Origin of the sequence: Gordonia hankookensis, assembly GCF_014673215.1 — a bacterium.
GTDB lineage: Bacteria > Actinomycetota > Actinomycetes > Mycobacteriales > Mycobacteriaceae > Gordonia > Gordonia hankookensis.
Window position 1 is genome coordinate 237,986 of the sequence record NZ_JACWMS010000004.1, and the last position, 16,039, is coordinate 254,024.

Below are 16,039 nucleotides of genomic sequence, written 5' to 3' on the forward strand. Positions count from 1 at the left end.
AGCTCGGGACGAGCTCGGCGCGTCAGATCTTGCCGTCGCGCAGCTTGGTCGCCATCACCGCGACCTGGGTGCGTCGCTGCATGTCGAGCTTCGCCAGGATGCGGGACACATAGTTCTTGATCGTCTTCTCGGCCAGGAACATCCGCTCCGCGATCTGTCGATTGGTGAGCCCGTCGCCGATGTGGCCGAACACCTCGCGCTCCTGTGCGGTGAGTTCGGCGAGCGGATCGGCGGCCGAACCCTTGCCGTCCCGCAGTTTGGCGAGGAGGGCGGCCGTGCTGCGGTCGTCGAGCAGGGACCCGCCGTGTCCGACGGTCCGGACTGCCGCAACGAGGTTGTGGCCGAGGATCTGCTTGAGCACGAAGCCGGACGCACCGGCCAGCACCGCCGCCAGCAAGGCGTCGTCGTCGGCGTAGCTGGTCAGCATCAGACAGTGCACCGACGGTTCTTCGGCCCGGACGTCGCGGCACAGTTCCACGCCGTTGCCGTCCGGTAGTCGGACGTCGAGCACCGCGACGTCGGGTTTGGTCGCGAGGATGCCGACCTTCGCCTCACCCACAGATGCGGCTTCACCGACCACTTCCAGATCGTCGGCGGTGCCCAAGAGGTCGCGCAGACCGCGTCGGACCAATTCGTGGTCGTCGACGAGGTAGACGCGGACCAGCTTGTCCGGTGTGGCATCGGCAGGCATGTCCTCGACGGTACCGCAGGTCCAGACGGCGGGAGGCACCTGAACTCTGACGACCTGAGACCCAGCCGATCCGGGACTTTGTGCTCACGTGAGGACGTCGCCCGGTGACGCAGTGTTGGTTGTACACCGGCGATGGCGGCCGGCGAGTACGACTTCGAGGGAGAGCGATGACGAGCGTGATCGGTTCACCGACGGTGACGGACACACGGATGACCGGATCGGATCTGCTCCGGGAGTTGCTCCCGGTCTGTGAGACCGAGGTCGAGCGGCATATGAAGATGACCAGGGACTGGCATCCGCACGACTACGTCCCGTGGGACGACGGCCGCAACTTCGCCGCGCTGGGCGGCGACGACTGGGATCCGTCGCAGTCCCACCTGTCGGAGACGGCCAAGGCGGCCATGATCACCAATCTCCTGACCGAGGACAACCTCCCGTCCTATCACCGCGTGATCGCGGACAACTTCGGTCTCGACGACGCGTGGGGCTTCTGGGTGGGCCGGTGGACAGCCGAGGAGATGCGTCACTCGGTGGTGATGCGTGACTACCTCGTGGTCACCCGAGGTGTGGACCCCGTCGAACTGGAGAACACCCGGATGCAACACATGACGCACGGTTTCAACCCGCTGCCCGAGGACGACGGACAGCGCGACCACAGCTTCGACATGCTCTACGCCGTCAGCTACGTGAGCTTCCAGGAACTGGCCACCCGGGTGTCGCACCGCAACACCGGAAAGGCCTGCGGCGACCCGATCGCCGACCGCATGCTGCAACGTGTCGCCGCGGACGAGAACCTGCACATGCTCTTCTATCGCAACATCGTCGACGGTGCGCTCGACCTGGTCCCGGATCAGGCGATGGCCGCGATCTACGGCATCGTCTCGAACTTCCAGATGCCCGGCGCGACGATGCCGAACTTCCGTCGCAATGCGGTCCTGATCGCCAAGGGAGGGATCTACGACCTGCCGCAGCACATGTCCGAGGTGGTGATGCCGGTGCTGCGCAAGTGGCGGATCTTCGAACGCGATGACTTCGGCCCACTCGGCGAGCACTATCGGGAGTTGTTGGGCGACTTCCTCGAACAGATGAACATCAAGGTGGGCAAGTTCGAGGAATCACGTGAGCGCGCCCTGGCCCGTCAGCGAGCCAGGGGACTTGTCGACGTGCCTGCGCGATGACCGGCGTCAGCTCGTCGGCACCTGCGGGAGAACGTCTGTCCTACCGTGTGCGCGGAATTCGTCGGCGAGTCGGGCCGCCCGGATCGCGTCGAACGGGTGATAGTCGCCATCCCGGAACTCGAAGATCGGGTCGTCGGTGAACCAGGCCGCACGTCGTAGCGCGGGTTTGTCGAGCTTGCGGGTGGCGGTGAGGGGCAGCGCATCGGTCAGTCGCACCAGCGATGGCGTCCACTTGGTGCCCAGATCTGGCTGTGCGGAGAGGAATTCGGCGAAGGCCTGCGGATCGAAGTCGGCGGCGGGCAGCTCGAGTGCGACCATCACCCGGTCTCCGGTGCGCGGATCGGGGATGCCGTAGGCGGCCACGCCTCGCGGGCCGGGGAACCGGGCGACGATCCGCTCGAGCGGTGCGGTGGCGAAGTTCTCGGAGTCGACGCGGATCCAGTCGCTGGTGCGACCGGCGAACCAGAAGACGCCGTCGGCGTCCCGGTAGGCGAGGTCGCCGGACCAGTAATCACCGTCGCGGATCTTCGCTTCCGTCGCCTCGGGATTGTTGTAGTAGCCCTCGAAGCGGTCGCCGCCGCCGCGCGCCACGATCTCCCCGATCGCCTCCTCGGCGTTGGTCATGATTCCGTCCCCATCGAAAATCGCAGGAGGACAGGGTGTTCCGTCGTCGTGAAGGATCTCCAGACCCATCTCGGGCCGGGGAATCCCGAGTGCCCCCGGTGGCGTGTCGGCGTCGCGCAGTATCACGCAGACTCCCTCGGAGGAGCCATAGGACTCGATGATCCGGCAGCCGAACCGGCGCGTGAACTCCGCACGGTCGACCGCAGACGCCTCGGTCCCGAAGCCGAGGCGGAGATCGGTGTGGGATTCGGCGGGCGATTCGGGCTGGGCCAGGATGTAGGTCAGGGACCGGCCGACATAGTTGAAGAACGTGGCGCCGAAACGCCGGACGTCCGGGAGGAAACCTGACGCGCTGAATCGGGGACGGATGGCGAACGTCCCGCCGTAGGCGAGGATCGGCGCCCAGGCGCTCATCAACGCATTGCCGTGGAAGAGCGGCATGGCGTTGTATGCGACGTCGTGGCGGCCGAGGCCGCGGACATTGAGTTCGCCGATCGCGGCGAGCCGCGCGGAACTGCAGATCACCGCCTTGGGTGCCCCCGTGGACCCCGAGGTGAACAACAACAGCAGATCGTGATTGACGCCGCGGAAGGCGGGGAAGTCGTCGATGTTGGCGTGCCGATGGCCGTCGATCACGGAGGCGTAGTGCGCTGAGTCGGTCTCGAGGGTCTCGACGTCTCCGCAGTCGGGGATCAACTCGCGGCGCGAGGCCCCGACGAGGACCAGTCCACAGTCGGTCCGTCGGACATCGGCGGCGAGTTCGGCACCGCGCCGGGTCGGATTGACACCGACAACGGTGACGCCGGCGAGCGCGGCACCACCGATGAGGAACAGATACTCGGGATCGTTGTCCATCAGGATGCCGACGTGCCACGGGCCGGGCCGGGAACCGCGCAGTCGCCGGAGAGCTGCGGCCCGTACCGCCGACTCCGCGACGAACTCGCGCCACGTCCATGCGTCGTCACCGGAACGCAGTGCGATGCCCGGATCGTCGCTGCGGGCGGCGAGCAGGTCGGCGATCGTCCTCGTGGACGGGTTGGTCATCCGGGCACCCCTCTGTGACGTCGGTTACGTGGCGGTGATCCGCAACGTATCACCGTGATCACGCCGCCTCGGTGACTCGGCGTCCGGTACCGCAGGCGTCGTCCTGGCGACGGTCGGGTGTGGTTCGGACGGTAGGCTCGTGGCTCATGTCGGCACCAGCATCCGCAGACGGCTCGTCCGGCGGTCACTACCTCGTCGGCCTCGATCTGACGGGCCGCAAGGTCGTCCTCGTGGGCGGGGGATCGGTGGCGCAGCGGCGACTGCCCAATCTGGTCGCGGCAGGCGCACAGGTGCACGTCGTCGCAATCGACCCGACGCCCGCCGTCGAATCCACGCCCGGGGTCACCGTGTACCGCCGCGCCTACCAGGGAGACGATCTCGTCGGGGCCTGGTACGTGATGGCGTGCACCGACGATCCCGAGGTCAACGCGCGGGTCGTCGCCGACGCCGAGGCGCGTCACACCTTCTGCGTCCGTACCGACGACGCCCGATTCGGCACGGCGGTCACGCCGGCCTCCGGCCGCCATCGGGACCTCCAGTTCGGCGTGCTCGCCGGGGGCGACCACCGGCAGTCGGCGGCGTTGCGTGCCGCGATCGGACGTGCCCTCGCCGACGGTTCGCTGACCGTCGACGACGACGCGCCCCATCCGCCGGGCGTCGCGCTGATCGGCGGGGGTCCCGGAGACCCCGATCTGATCACCGTGCGTGGCCAGAAGCTCCTGCAGGCGGCAGATGTGGTGGTCGCCGATCGCCTCGCGCCACCCCAACTGCTCGCCGAGCTGGGGCCGCAGGTGGAGATCGTCGACGCGGCGAAGGTGCCCTACGGGCGCGCCATGAAACAAGAGGCCATCAACGCCGTCCTGGTGGATCGCGCCAAGGCAGGGAAGTTCGTGGTGCGGCTCAAGGGCGGTGACCCGTATGTCTACGGCCGCGGGTTCGAAGAGGTCCAGGCCTGCGTCGAGGCCGGGGTCCCGGTGACCGTCGTCCCCGGGATCAGCAGTCCGATCGCGGTGCCCGCGTCGGCGGGCATCCCGGTCACGCATCGCGGTGTCACACATGAGGTGGTGATCGCCTCGGGGCACGTCCCACCCGGCCACCCGGACTCACTGATCGATTGGGCCGCCGTCGCACGGCTGCGGGGCACCCTGGTGCTGATGATGGCGGTGGAGCGGGTCGACGTGTTCGCCGACGCGCTGCTCGCAGGCGGAAAGCCGCCGCACACGCCCGTCGCGATGATCGAGAACGGCTCCCTCCCGACGCAGCGCGTGCTCCGTACCGATCTCGCCGATGCGGGGGCGACCGCCCGGGAGCACGACCTGCGGCCACCGGCGATCGTGGTGATCGGCGATGTCGCCGGGTTCACCGACGCGCCATCCTGACATCCGGTCCGACCTGGACGTCTGATCAGGACGTCCGACCCTGCGACGATGCCCCTCAACGGGCCAATGGCGATTGGCATATTCCACTCCGGGAGCGGTAGCGTCGGGCTTTATGTCCGCACCGGAAACGTCGAGCCCCGGGCACACCGCCGTGCCGGAATACCGCAACGTCTTCGGTCCCGCGATCATCGTCCTGAGCGGGATGCAGCTGCTGATGGTGCTCGACGGCACCGTCGCGGCTCTGGCGCTGCCCCGGATCCGTGATGGCCTGCAACTCTCCGAATCCGGCGCGAACTGGATCATCAGCAGTTACGTGCTCGCCTTCGGTGGACTGATGCTGCTCGGCGGCCGGCTCGGCGACACCTTCGGCCGCAAGCGCATGTTCATCGTCGGCGTCGTCGCGTTCACCGCGACATCGTTGTTGTGCGGTCTCGCGTGGAACGAGACGAGCCTGATCATCGGTCGCGCGCTGCAGGGCGCGTCGGCCGCCGTCGCCGCACCGACGGCGATGGCGCTGGTCGCGACGACGTTCGCGCCGGGCAAGGCCCGTAGCCAGGCGTTTGCGATCTACGCCGCGATGACCGGCGTCGGGTCGGTCGCCGGTCTCATCCTGGGAGGCGTCCTCACACAGGTGTCGTGGCGGCTGGTGTTCCTGATCAACGTCCCGATCGGGGTGCTCGTCGCCGTCGGCGCGATCGCCGTCCTCCGCGAGTCGCAGGGCGAGCGTCTCTCGCTGGATGTGCCGGGCGCGATTCTCGCCACCCTCGGTTGCTCGTTGCTGGTGCTGGCGGTCAACGAGGGGCCGAGCGGTTGGGCCAGGCCGGTCGTGGTCGGCTCATTCGTCCTGGGGGCGCTCGCGCTGATCGCCTTCGTCTTCGTCGAGCGGCGGGCGAGCAACCCGATCCTGCCGTTCGTCATCTTCGAGAACCGCAACCGTGTCGCCGCGTTGGCGTCGATCTTCCTGGCCAGCATGATCATGATGTGCATGGCGGTGTTCATCTCGCTGTACCTCCAGGGCATCCTCAAGTACTCGCCGATCCAGAGCGGGCTGGCCGTCGTGCCGTTCGCCTTCGGGCTCGGTGTGGCGGCTGCGATCGCCTCGAAGCTGGCCCTGATGATCCAGCCGCGCTGGCTGGTGCTGGTCGGTGGCGCGATCATCCTCGCCGGCTGCCTCTACGCCTCGTCGATCGCCACCGCGACCCCGGGGTATTTCCCGAGCATCGCGCTCCCCGTCGTCGTCATCGGATTCGGCGTCGGCTTCGCCGTCATACCGCTCACGCTGTCGGTGGTCGCCGGGGTCGGGCCGATGGAGATCGGTCCGCTCACCGCACTCGCACAGGTCGCACAGAACCTGGGCGGAGCCATCGGCCTCGTGGCCGTCGGTGCCGCGGTCACCTCGCGGGCATTGTCGGAAGGCGGCACCACGCGCCCGGTCGAGGACATGAACGCGACCGAGCTGGCTGCTCAGGCCAGCGGCTACGGGCTGGCGTTCGCGTGCTGTGCCGGTATCGCGGTGCTGGCGGCCGTCGTCGTGATGTTCATGCGGTTCACACCGGAAGAGGTCGCGGAGGGACAGGCTGCGCAAGAAGCGGCCAACGCGTCACTCGACGTCGACCCCGAACATCCCTGAGCGCATCCGAAGCGATGATTTTCCTCGCCGCGGCGAGTCTGGGTCTGTATGAGGACCAAGAACCTGGCCGACCTGTACCAGCTCGCCACGCTCGACTGGGATCCGATAGTCGCGCGCCTGGACGCCGGCGTGTCACAGGCCCCCGGGACCGGCGGACCTGACCGGCACACCTGGTGGCTGGCGACCATCGACGCCGACGGCCGCCCGCACGTGGCCGGTGTCGGAGCGCTGTGGCACGACGGCGCCCTGTGGTTCGAGACGGGCGCCGAGACCCGCAAGGGGCGCAACGTCGCCAGGGACCCGCGATGCACGTTGTCACTCGCCATGCACGACTACGACCTGGTCGTCGAGGGAGAGGCGCATCGGGTCACCGACCCTGACGTCGTGGCCGAGATGGCCGCACAATGGGCCGTCGAATGGCCATGTCGCGTCGACGACAGCGGGGTCGCGCTCACCGCGGACTTCAGCGCACCGTCGGCGGGCCCGCCGCCCTGGTACGTCTATCGCGTCACGCCACGTGCGGCCACCGCACTGCTGACCGTGGAGCCGGGCGGTGCCACCCGATTCACGTTCGACTGAACGCGGTTCGAATGAACTCGGCGCTCAGTCGGTGACGACGACGATCGCGTCGTCCGAGGTGATCTCGGCTCGCTGACCGGCATCGGCCAGCACCGCGGCCAGCGCGTTGACGTCCCGTACGTTCCGTCGGGTCCGCACCAACTCGCGCGCCATCAGCCCCTTGTAGTGCTTGTTGAAATGGCTGACCACTTTTCGGCTGCCGTCGGCGGCCTCGGTGACCACCGTCGCCGTGACCGCGCCCCGGATCGGGCCGAGCTGCTGATAGATGCCCGACCGGAGATCGACGACGAAATCGTCGATCGTCTCGAGACTGTCGGACAGGTCGGGCTTCCACACCGACGCCAGCGTCGGCAACCCGGGGAGCTTCGAGCCGCCCGACAACCGATACGCCGGAATCATGTCCGAAGCGCGAACCACACCGAACAACGCCGACCCCACGGCCAGACGGTCGGCGGCCTTGGACCTGCCGGCGCGGGTGAGCGACCGATGGTCGAGCGCGTCGTAGAGAACTCCCGTATAGCGCTCGATCGCGGGGCGGGTCGGAGCGAGCCAGAGGTCGGCGTTGCGGTCGATCTCGCCGAGCTGGGTGCGGCCAAGGCCGAGCGCCTCGCGACTGGCGTCGAGATCGCTCGCGAGATCGACGATCGCCTCGGCGATGCGCTTGCGGATCGGATTCAGCTCGGGGAACGAGAGGGTGTCCAGCTCGAGCGGGGCACCGCGCCCGCCGTCGGATTTGGTCTCGGAGGGAGGCAGGATGACGAGCACCGCAACACCATAACGGTGGGGAATGACGGGGTCGGGAACCGTCCCATACCGCAGGGCCGTGGCCGAAGGCTCCCGACTAAGGTGAACCCCGTGATCACACGGATGTCGACCCTGTTCCTGCGTACTCTCCGCGACGATCCGGCCGACGCCGAGGTGCCCAGCCACAAACTGCTGGTGCGCGCCGGCTACGTGCGACGCACCGCCCCCGGCGTCTACAGCTGGCTGCCGCTGGGTCTGCGCGTCCTCAAGGCCGTCGAGAACGTCGTCCGGGAGGAGATGGCCGCGATCGGTGCGCAGGAGATCCTGTTGCCCGCGCTGCTGCCCCGTGACCCCTACGAGTCGACCGGCAGGTGGACCGAGTACGGCGACAGCCTGTTTCGGCTCAAGGATCGCAAGGGTGCGGACATGCTGCTCGGCCCGACGCACGAGGAGCTGTTCACCCAGCTGGTGAAGGGCGAGTACTCCTCCTACAAGGATCTGCCGGTGATCCTCTACCAGATCCAGACCAAGTACCGCGACGAGGAGCGGCCGCGGGCGGGCATCCTGCGCGGCCGCGAGTTCGTCATGAAGGACGCCTACTCTTTCGACCTCGACGACGACGGGCTCAAGTCCTCCTACAACGCCCACCGCGAGGCCTATCAGAAGATCTTCCGGCGCCTGGAGGTCAGCTATGTGATCGTCGCCGCGACGTCGGGGGCGATGGGTGGCAGCGCGTCGGAGGAGTTCCTCGCGGAGAGCGAGGTGGGTGAGGACACGTTCGTCCGTTGCCTCGACTCGGGCTATGCGGCGAACGTCGAAGCGGTGATCACTCCTGCGCCCGCGCCGATCCCGTTCGACGGCCTCCCCGAGGCCACGGCGCACGACACACCGGACACCCCGACCATCGAGACCCTCGTGCAGTGGGCGAACGCGACCTTCGAGCACACCTACGGCGGATACGACACGTTGAAGAACGTGATGGTGAAGATCCGTCAGCCGGGTGGCGACTGGGAGATCACCGGTATCGGCGTCCCCGGCGACCGCGAGGTCGACATGAAGCGGCTCGAGGCCGCTGTCGAGCCGGCCGAGGTGGAGTTGCTGACCGACGAGGACTTCGCGGCCAACCCGTTCCTCGTGAAGGGGTACATCGGCCCGAAGGGGTTGGCGGCCAACGGGATCAAGTATCTGGTGGATCCGCGCGTGGTGGACGGCACGTCGTGGATCACGGGTGCCGACGAATCGGGGAAGCATTACGTCGATCTGGTGGCAGGCCGGGATTTCACGCCCGACGGCACCGTCGAGGCGGCCGAGGTGCGCGACGGCGACCCGTCGCCCGACGGCAAAGGCCCGCTCGTCTCCGCCAAGGGCATCGAGATCGGCCACATCTTCCAGCTGGGTCAGAAGTACACCAACGCCTTCGAGGTCGACGTGCTCGGCGAGAGCGGCAAGCCGGTGCGTCTGACGATGGGCTCCTACGGCGTCGGCGTGTCACGACTGGTCGCGGTGATCGCCGAACAGTGCCATGACGAGAAGGGCCTGCGGTGGCCGCGTTCGGTCGCGCCGTTCGCGGTGCACCTCGTCATCGCGAACAAGGACGACGCCGCGATCACCGGCGCGCACGAGTTGGCCGAGGAGCTCGACGCGGCGGGACTGTCGGTGCTGCTCGACGACCGCAAGGCGTCGCCGGGTGTCAAGTTCAAGGATGCCGAGCTGCTCGGGATGCCTGTCGTCGTGGTGGTGGGTCGCGGATATGCCAACGGCACCATCGAGATCCGTGACCGTTTCACCGGCGAGACCACCGAGGTCGCCGTCGCGGACGCCGTAACGGAGGTCACCGCGGTCGCCCGCGGCTGACGCCGGGCGCGCATCTCCTGATCGGTTGCTGCCGACGCGAGGACGGTTGCTGTCGGCGGTATTCGCGTTGCTGTGGGCGGGACCTGGGTTGCTGTCGGCGAGGGGCGTCAGCCGGGACGGCCGGGGAAGGCGACCGTCGCCGGCGAGATCCGCGCTGCGACCCGCCAGGTGCCCGCGCGTACCGACGAGTCGGTGAGGCCGTCGAGCCCCTGCCGGCGGGCGGTGCTGCTCTCGGCACGTTCCAGCAGCGCCCGATATGCGACCGTGCAGTCCACCTCGGCGGCGAGGAGTGCCTTCACCGCGGAGACCGAATCGTCGACGGTCAGCGGCAGCGTGTAGCCGGCCGCCGACTCCGGAACCGTTGCCTTGGCGGCGTTGAGCGCGGCGACCAGCTCATCGCGTCGGGCGCGGTGTGCCGCGGCGTACTCGGCGACGGTGTCGCGGCGGGCGGCCGACACGAAGGCGGTCGAGACGCCGTAGGTGAAGATCGCCGCATTCTCCGCGTCGACGGCCGCGGCCAGGGCATCGCTGGTCGTGGTCATGCGAGTTGTACCTCCACCATGCTGGTCACCGACGCGCCGACAGCGCCGGCGAGTCCTGCCGAGTATCCGCTCAGATTGACGCTCGCGTCGCCTGCCGTGCGCGCCGACCGTGCGAGTTGTGCACGAAGCGCATCGACGGTGCTCGCGGTCGGTGCCGGTGCCGAGGGACTGTTCGGGGGCGCCGACGACCGAGGCGACGGCGGAGACGCGGACGAGGGCGTCGCGGCGCCCGGTACCGAGATCCGCCCCGCGGTCTGCTCATCGAGGCGCGCGACCTCCTCACGGAGAGCCTGTGCGTGCTCGCCGCGCTGCTCGGCGACCACGCCGAGGGCATTCGCATACTCCGGTGTGCGGGGCGCCAATGACTGCGCAGAGGCCTGATCGGCGAATGCGGCGTCGGCGAGTGGCACGAGCGCGGCCGCCGTGATCTGTTCGGGGGACGGTCCGCTGTCGCAGGCCGCCACCGTTGCCGCAGCGACGGTCCCGACCGTGACGGCGAGGCCACCGCGCAGAACCGCACGGCGCGTCAGGGGTGAGGTCACGCGACACATGATGCCAGTTGATGCGGCCGGGGCCGGGACGGGCGCAGGGGCCATGTCCGCCGGGTCCGGGGTCGGCGCCCGGACCGAATCGGATCCACTAGGATGATTGCGTCTCACCGGTCGAATGGCCGCCCAGCGGCGCCTCCGGGGAGCGCCGTCGGGACAACTGAAGACGAGGAGCGCCCGTGCCGATCATCGCCGAACAGGTGAGCCAACTCGTCGAACCAGTCGTCCGCGCTGCGGGATTCGACCTCGAGGACGTCGTCGTCACCGAGGTGGCCGAGCGCACCGACCTCACCGTCGTGGTCGACCGCGACGGGGGCAGTGATCTCGATGTCCTCGCCGACCTCAGTCGCGAACTCTCCGATCTCCTCGACGACGCCCCGTCGACCGTCGACGCCGTCTACACCCTCGAGGTCACCTCGCCGGGTGTGGACCGTCCGCTGACCGCCGCGCGGCATTGGCAGCGGGCCCGCGGTCGAAAGGTCGCGATCGAGGTGGCCGCCACCGACGACGACGCGTCGCCGCGTCGCCTCACCGGTCGCGCCGGTCCCGTCGACGACGGCGGGGTACTGCTCGTCGTCAACGAGCGCGGGCGGATCCGCACCGAGACGGTCGCGCTCGACTCGGTGACCACCGCCGTCGTGCAGGTCGATTTCGGACAGCCGAGCGTCACCGAACTGGAGCTGTGCGGGCTCGATCCCGACGAGATCCGCCGCAGAAGGTCCGAAGCCTGACCGGACACGCCGGGGAGTTCCGGTTCCACGATCGATCAGGATCTGCGCACAATCGAAACGGACAAATGAATACGACGCGACAAATGAATAGGAGCTCAACCCCATGAACATCGACATCAACGCGCTCCGCATGATCGAGGCGGACAAGGGTATCTCGATCGATACGGTCATCACCGCGATCGAGACCGCGCTGTTGACCGCCTACCGCCACACCGAAGGATTCGCGCCGCACGCCCGCATCGACGTCAACCGCAAGACCGGCGCGGTGCGGGTGATGGCGCAGGAACTCGACGACACCGGCGAGGTCGTGCACGAGTGGGACGACACCCCGGAGGGGTTCGGCCGGATCGCGGCCACCACGGCCCGTCAGGTCATCCTGCAACGACTGCGTGATGCGGAGAACGAGAAGAACTTCGGCGACTTCGTCACCCACGAGGGCGAGATCGTCGGCGGTGTCGTCCAGCAGGACGCACGGGCGAACGCGCGCGGGATGATCGTCGTGGCCATCGGCAGCGACGCCAACACCGCCGAAGGCGTGATCCCGCCCGCCGAGCAGGTGCCCGGCGAGACCTACACCCACGGTGACCGCATCAAGTGCTACGTCGTCGGGGTGTCACGGGGACCCCGCGGTCCGCAGATCACACTCTCGCGCACCCACCCGAATCTCGTCCGCAAGCTGTTCTCGCTCGAGGTGCCCGAGATCGAGGACGGATCCGTCGAGATCGTCGCGGTGGCCCGCGAGGCGGGACACCGCTCCAAGATCGCCGTGCACACCGGGGTCAGCGGCCTCAACGCGAAGGGTGCCTGCATCGGTCCGATGGGTCAGCGCGTCCGGAACGTGATGAGTGAGCTCGCCGGCGAGAAGATCGACATCATCGACTACGACACCGATCCCGGGGCGTTCGTCGGGAATGCCCTGTCGCCCGCGAAGGTTGTCTCGGTCGAGGTGATCGACCTCGCGGCCAAGGCGGCCCGGGTGGTGGTGCCCGATTACCAGCTGTCGTTGGCCATCGGCAAAGAGGGCCAGAACGCCCGGCTTGCCGCACGCCTGACCGGTTGGCGGATCGACATCCGATCGGATGCGGATCCGGCGCCGCCTGCGGTCGACGGTCGTGGCTCCGACGTCGCGCACACCGACTGAGCAGCCGGTTGCCGGAGATGCGTAGGGGCGCGCTAGACTGATCGATGGTGCAGCGAACTCTCTCGACACCAGCCGAGGATGGGGCCGCGCGAGATGGTTCCACCATCCGCGGACCTGTCCGAACATGTGTCGGATGTCGGCAGCGTGCCGAGGCAACGGCCCTGGTCCGGATTGTCGCCCGTCGGGGTGACGGTCCGCCGGTGACGGTGGTCGATCTCGCGAAGACCATGCCGGGACGGGGTGCTTGGTTGCACCCGCGACGGGACTGTCTGTCCGCCGCGGTGCGACGTAAGGCATTTCCCTCGGCACTTCGGGCGCCCGGTCTGACCGTGGCACCCGACGACCTCGCCGAAGCAATCGGTGGGATCACCGAAGTAGATGGCCTCAACGGCCGGAACAGGTAGCAGAAGACATGAGCACACCGTGAAGTACCCACGATGAGCGCGTTTCTAACGTAAACCGAGGTCGCAGCGGGTAGCCCGCTCGACCTCCAAGTGAGGAGAGCAGTGGCAGGCAAGGCCCGCGTGCATGAACTGGCCAAAGAACTCGGCGTGACGAGCAAGCAAGTGCTCGAGCGACTGAAGGAACAGGGCGAGTTCGTCAAATCAGCGTCGTCGACCGTCGAGGCCCCGGTGGCCCGTCGACTTCGCGAATCATTCCCCCAGAACTCAGGATCCAAGGACGCCCGGAGGCCGGCGGCGAAGCCCGGCAGCGCACCGAAGCCCGGTGCGAACGGTGCCGCGGCCAAGCCGGGCCCGGCCCGTCCGGGTCCCAAGCCGGGAGCGCCTGCACCCGGCCCGACGCCCGCTGCGGCCGCCGCTCCGGCGCCGGCCCCCGCGCCGACCCCGGCGCCTGCACCGACCCCGGCGCCCGCGGCACCGGCCGCGCAGGCTCCGGCCGCGCAGGCTCCCCAGGCCGACGCGACGCCGGCACAGGATTCGGGTGCCGCTGCACCGGCTCGCCCTGCACCGCGACCGGGCCCGAAGCCCGGCCCGCGCGCACCGCGCGTCGGCAACAACCCGTACTCATCGGCACCTGCACCCGCTCCGCGCCCGCAGGCTCCGCGCCCCGGTCCCGGACAGGGTGGTCCTCGCCCCGGTGGCGGTCGTCCGGGCACTACCGGCCGACCTGGACCTGCAGGTCAAGGCGGTCCCCGTCCGGCTCCCGGCCAGGGCGGTCCCCGTCCCAGCCCGGGTAGCATGCCCCCGCGTCCGAACCCGGGTGCGATGCCCAGTCGTGCGGCACGGCCCGACGCCGGACGCCCAGGTCGTGGCGGACCGGGCGGCGGCAACCGTGGCGGCGGTGGCGGAGGCTACCGTGGCGGCGGTGGCGGAGCCCCCGGCGGCGCACCAGGTGGAGCTCCCGGTGGTTTCCGCGGTCGTCCCGGTGGCGGTGGCGGACGTGGCCGCGGCGGTGCCGCAGGTGCGTTCGGTCGCCCCGGTGGTGCGCCGCGCAGGGGACGCAAGTCGAAGCGTCAGAAGCGCCAGGAATATGACTCGATGCAGGCGCCCGCCGTCGGCGGTGTGCGGTTGCCACGTGGCAACGGCGAGACCATCCGGCTGGCGCGCGGTGCATCGCTGTCGGACTTCGCCGACAAGATCGACGCGAACCCGGCATCGCTGGTCCAGGCGCTGTTCAACCTCGGCGAGATGGTCACGGCGACCGAGTCGGTGAACGACGAGACGCTCGAGCTGCTCGGTTCCGAGATGAACTACAGCGTCCAGGTCGTCAGCCCGGAGGACGAGGATCGCGAGCTCCTGGAGAGCTTCGACCTCACCTACGGCGAGGACGAGGGCAGCGACGAGGACCTCGAGCAGCGCCCGCCCGTGGTCACCGTCATGGGTCACGTCGATCACGGCAAGACCCGTCTGCTGGACACGATCCGCAAGGCCAACGTCCGCGAGGCGGAGGCCGGTGGCATCACCCAGCACATCGGTGCGTACCAGGTCAACACCCACCTCAACGGTGACGACCGTCTGGTCACCTTCATCGACACCCCGGGTCACGAGGCCTTCACGGCCATGCGTGCCCGCGGCGCGAAGGCCACCGACATCGCGATCCTGGTGGTCGCGGCCGACGACGGCGTGATGCCGCAGACGGTCGAGGCGGTCAACCACGCGCAGGCTGCTGACGTGCCGATCGTGGTGGCGGTCAACAAGATCGACAAGGAAGGCGCCGATCCGCAGAAGATCCGCGGACAGCTCACCGAATACGGGCTGATCCCGGAGGAGTACGGCGGCGAGACCATGTTCGTCGACATCTCGGCGAAGCAGGGCGAGAACATCGACGCACTGCTCGAAGCCGTGCTGCTGACCGCGGACGCCTCGCTCGATCTGCGTGCGAACCCGGACATGGACGCCCAGGGTGTCGCGATCGAGGCACACCTCGACCGCGGCCGCGGTCCGGTGGCGACCGTGCTGGTTCAGCGCGGAACGCTCAAGGTCGGCGACTCGATCGTCGCAGGCGACGCCTACGGACGTGTCCGTCGCATGGTCGACGAGCACGGTGAGGACGTCGCCGAGGCGCTGCCGTCTCGTCCGGTGCAGGTCATCGGCTTCACGTCGGTGCCAGGCGCGGGAGACAACCTGCTCGTCGTCGAAGAGGACCGCACCGCTCGTCAGATCGCCGACCGGCGCAATGCGCGTAAGCGCAACGCGCTGGCTGCGCGCAGTCGCAAGCGGATCAGCCTGGAAGACCTGGACTCCGCGCTCAAGGAGACCAGCCAGCTCAACCTGATCCTCAAGGGCGACAACTCGGGTACCGTCGAGGCGCTCGAGGAGGCGTTGCTGGGGATCGACATGGGCGACGAGGTGTCGTTGCGTGTCATCGACCGTGGTGTCGGTGGCGTCACCGAGACCAACGTCAACCTGGCTGCGGCGTCGGATGCGATCATCATCGGCTTCAACGTCCGTGCGGAGGGCAAGGCCACCGAGCTGGCCAACCGCGAGGGCGTCGACATCCGGTACTACTCGGTGATCTACCAGGCCATCGACGAGATCGAGAGTGCGCTCAAGGGCATGCTCAAGCCGGTCTACGAAGAGGTGGAGCTCGGCCGCGCCGAGATCCGCGCGATCTTCAAGTCGTCGAAGGTCGGCAACATCGCCGGCTGTCTGGTCCAGTCGGGGATCGTCCGTCGCAACGCGAAGGCACGGCTGCTGCGTGACAACGTCGTGGTTGCCGAGAACCTCACCATCGCGTCGCTCAAGCGCGAGAAGGACGATGTCACCGAGGTCCGCGACGGGTACGAGTGTGGTCTCACGCTCACCTACAGCGACATCAAGGTCGACGACGTGATCGAGAGCTACGAACTGCAGGAGAAGCCGCGCGACTGAGGTCCGCGCGCCGTCCGCCGAA

Annotated in this window: 14 protein-coding genes; 9 read left to right on the plus strand and 5 right to left on the minus strand. The window is 68.5% G+C overall.

Annotated elements, in window-relative coordinates:
* Positions 1-22 precede the first annotated feature (22 nt).
* Positions 23-691: a response regulator transcription factor gene (locus IDF66_RS19260; RefSeq protein WP_317628769.1), complete on the minus strand. Its 669-nt coding sequence runs from the start codon at positions 689-691 to the stop codon at positions 23-25.
* A gap of 167 nt (positions 692-858) precedes the next feature.
* On the opposite strand from IDF66_RS19260, the gene IDF66_RS19265 reads away from it, so the two are divergent.
* Positions 859-1,869: an acyl-ACP desaturase gene (locus IDF66_RS19265; RefSeq protein ID WP_190268218.1), complete on the plus strand. Its 1,011-nt coding sequence runs from the start codon at positions 859-861 to the stop codon at positions 1,867-1,869.
* A gap of 6 nt (positions 1,870-1,875) precedes the next feature.
* Here IDF66_RS19265 and IDF66_RS19270 read toward each other — a convergent pair whose 3' ends face one another.
* Entirely contained in the window at positions 1,876-3,537 is a 1,662-nt protein-coding gene (locus tag IDF66_RS19270; RefSeq protein WP_190268219.1) for an AMP-binding protein, read from the minus strand.
* Between the two features lie 146 nt (positions 3,538-3,683).
* On the opposite strand from IDF66_RS19270, the gene cobA reads away from it, so the two are divergent.
* The 3 genes from cobA (at position 3,684) to IDF66_RS19285 (ending at position 7,125) form a co-directional block, all read left to right on the plus strand.
* Positions 3,684-4,916: a uroporphyrinogen-III C-methyltransferase gene (gene cobA / locus IDF66_RS19275; RefSeq protein ID WP_164306795.1), complete on the plus strand. Its 1,233-nt coding sequence runs from the start codon at positions 3,684-3,686 to the stop codon at positions 4,914-4,916.
* A gap of 112 nt (positions 4,917-5,028) precedes the next feature.
* Entirely contained in the window at positions 5,029-6,546 is a 1,518-nt protein-coding gene (locus tag IDF66_RS19280) for a DHA2 family efflux MFS transporter permease subunit (protein WP_190268220.1), read from the plus strand.
* A gap of 48 nt (positions 6,547-6,594) precedes the next feature.
* A complete protein-coding gene (locus tag IDF66_RS19285; protein WP_190268221.1) occupies positions 6,595-7,125 on the plus strand; it encodes a pyridoxamine 5'-phosphate oxidase family protein in 531 nt (176 codons plus the stop codon).
* 24 nt (positions 7,126-7,149) lie between these two features.
* Here IDF66_RS19285 and yaaA read toward each other — a convergent pair whose 3' ends face one another.
* Positions 7,150-7,890, minus strand: a complete 741-nt coding sequence (gene yaaA / locus IDF66_RS19290) for a peroxide stress protein YaaA (RefSeq protein WP_190268222.1) — start codon at positions 7,888-7,890, stop codon at positions 7,150-7,152.
* A gap of 102 nt (positions 7,891-7,992) precedes the next feature.
* Here yaaA and IDF66_RS19295 point away from each other — a divergent pair, with 102 nt between their 5' ends.
* Entirely contained in the window at positions 7,993-9,723 is a 1,731-nt protein-coding gene (locus tag IDF66_RS19295) for a proline--tRNA ligase (protein WP_190268381.1), read from the plus strand.
* A 107-nt stretch (positions 9,724-9,830) separates the two neighbouring features.
* On the opposite strand, the gene IDF66_RS19300 is transcribed toward IDF66_RS19295, so the two are convergent.
* Positions 9,831-10,265, minus strand: coding sequence for a ferritin-like domain-containing protein (locus IDF66_RS19300; protein WP_190268223.1), 435 nt, complete (start codon positions 10,263-10,265; stop codon positions 9,831-9,833).
* Positions 10,262-10,816 carry a hypothetical protein gene (locus tag IDF66_RS19305; protein ID WP_190268224.1) on the minus strand — a complete coding sequence of 185 codons (555 nt, stop codon included), beginning with the start codon at positions 10,814-10,816 and terminating at the stop codon, positions 10,262-10,264. The genes IDF66_RS19300 and IDF66_RS19305 overlap by 4 nt, the downstream gene beginning before the upstream one ends.
* 176 nt (positions 10,817-10,992) lie before the next feature.
* Between IDF66_RS19305 and rimP the strand changes: the two genes are divergently transcribed.
* The 4 genes from rimP (at position 10,993) to infB (ending at position 16,017) form a co-directional block, all read left to right on the plus strand.
* Positions 10,993-11,544 carry a ribosome maturation factor RimP gene (gene rimP / locus IDF66_RS19310; RefSeq protein WP_190268225.1) on the plus strand — a complete coding sequence of 184 codons (552 nt, stop codon included), beginning with the start codon at positions 10,993-10,995 and terminating at the stop codon, positions 11,542-11,544.
* Positions 11,545-11,647: 103 nt separating this feature from the next.
* Positions 11,648-12,685, plus strand: coding sequence for a transcription termination factor NusA (gene nusA / locus IDF66_RS19315; RefSeq protein WP_164306802.1), 1,038 nt, complete (start codon positions 11,648-11,650; stop codon positions 12,683-12,685).
* A gap of 44 nt (positions 12,686-12,729) precedes the next feature.
* A complete protein-coding gene (locus tag IDF66_RS19320; RefSeq protein ID WP_164306803.1) occupies positions 12,730-13,089 on the plus strand; it encodes a YlxR family protein in 360 nt (119 codons plus the stop codon).
* Between the two features lie 102 nt (positions 13,090-13,191).
* Positions 13,192-16,017, plus strand: a complete 2,826-nt coding sequence (gene infB / locus IDF66_RS19325; RefSeq protein ID WP_190268226.1) for a translation initiation factor IF-2 — start codon at positions 13,192-13,194, stop codon at positions 16,015-16,017.
* Positions 16,018-16,039: the final 22 nt, after the last annotated feature.

Coding starts and splice junctions, on each gene's coding strand:
- IDF66_RS19320 (WP_164306803.1), top strand. CDS start 12,730: ATGGTGCAGCGAACTCTCTCGACACCAGCCGAGGATGGGGCCGCGCGA.
- nusA (WP_164306802.1), top strand. CDS start 11,648: ATGAACATCGACATCAACGCGCTCCGCATGATCGAGGCGGACAAGGGT.
- cobA (WP_164306795.1), top strand. CDS start 3,684: ATGTCGGCACCAGCATCCGCAGACGGCTCGTCCGGCGGTCACTACCTC.
- IDF66_RS19285 (WP_190268221.1), top strand. CDS start 6,595: ATGAGGACCAAGAACCTGGCCGACCTGTACCAGCTCGCCACGCTCGAC.
- IDF66_RS19270 (WP_190268219.1), bottom strand. CDS start 3,537: ATGACCAACCCGTCCACGAGGACGATCGCCGACCTGCTCGCCGCCCGC.
- IDF66_RS19300 (WP_190268223.1), bottom strand. CDS start 10,265: ATGACCACGACCAGCGATGCCCTGGCCGCGGCCGTCGACGCGGAGAAT.
- IDF66_RS19265 (WP_190268218.1), top strand. CDS start 859: ATGACGAGCGTGATCGGTTCACCGACGGTGACGGACACACGGATGACC.
- IDF66_RS19295 (WP_190268381.1), top strand. CDS start 7,993: ATGTCGACCCTGTTCCTGCGTACTCTCCGCGACGATCCGGCCGACGCC.
- IDF66_RS19260 (WP_317628769.1), bottom strand. CDS start 691: ATGCCTGCCGATGCCACACCGGACAAGCTGGTCCGCGTCTACCTCGTC.
- IDF66_RS19280 (WP_190268220.1), top strand. CDS start 5,029: ATGTCCGCACCGGAAACGTCGAGCCCCGGGCACACCGCCGTGCCGGAA.
- IDF66_RS19305 (WP_190268224.1), bottom strand. CDS start 10,816: ATGTGTCGCGTGACCTCACCCCTGACGCGCCGTGCGGTTCTGCGCGGT.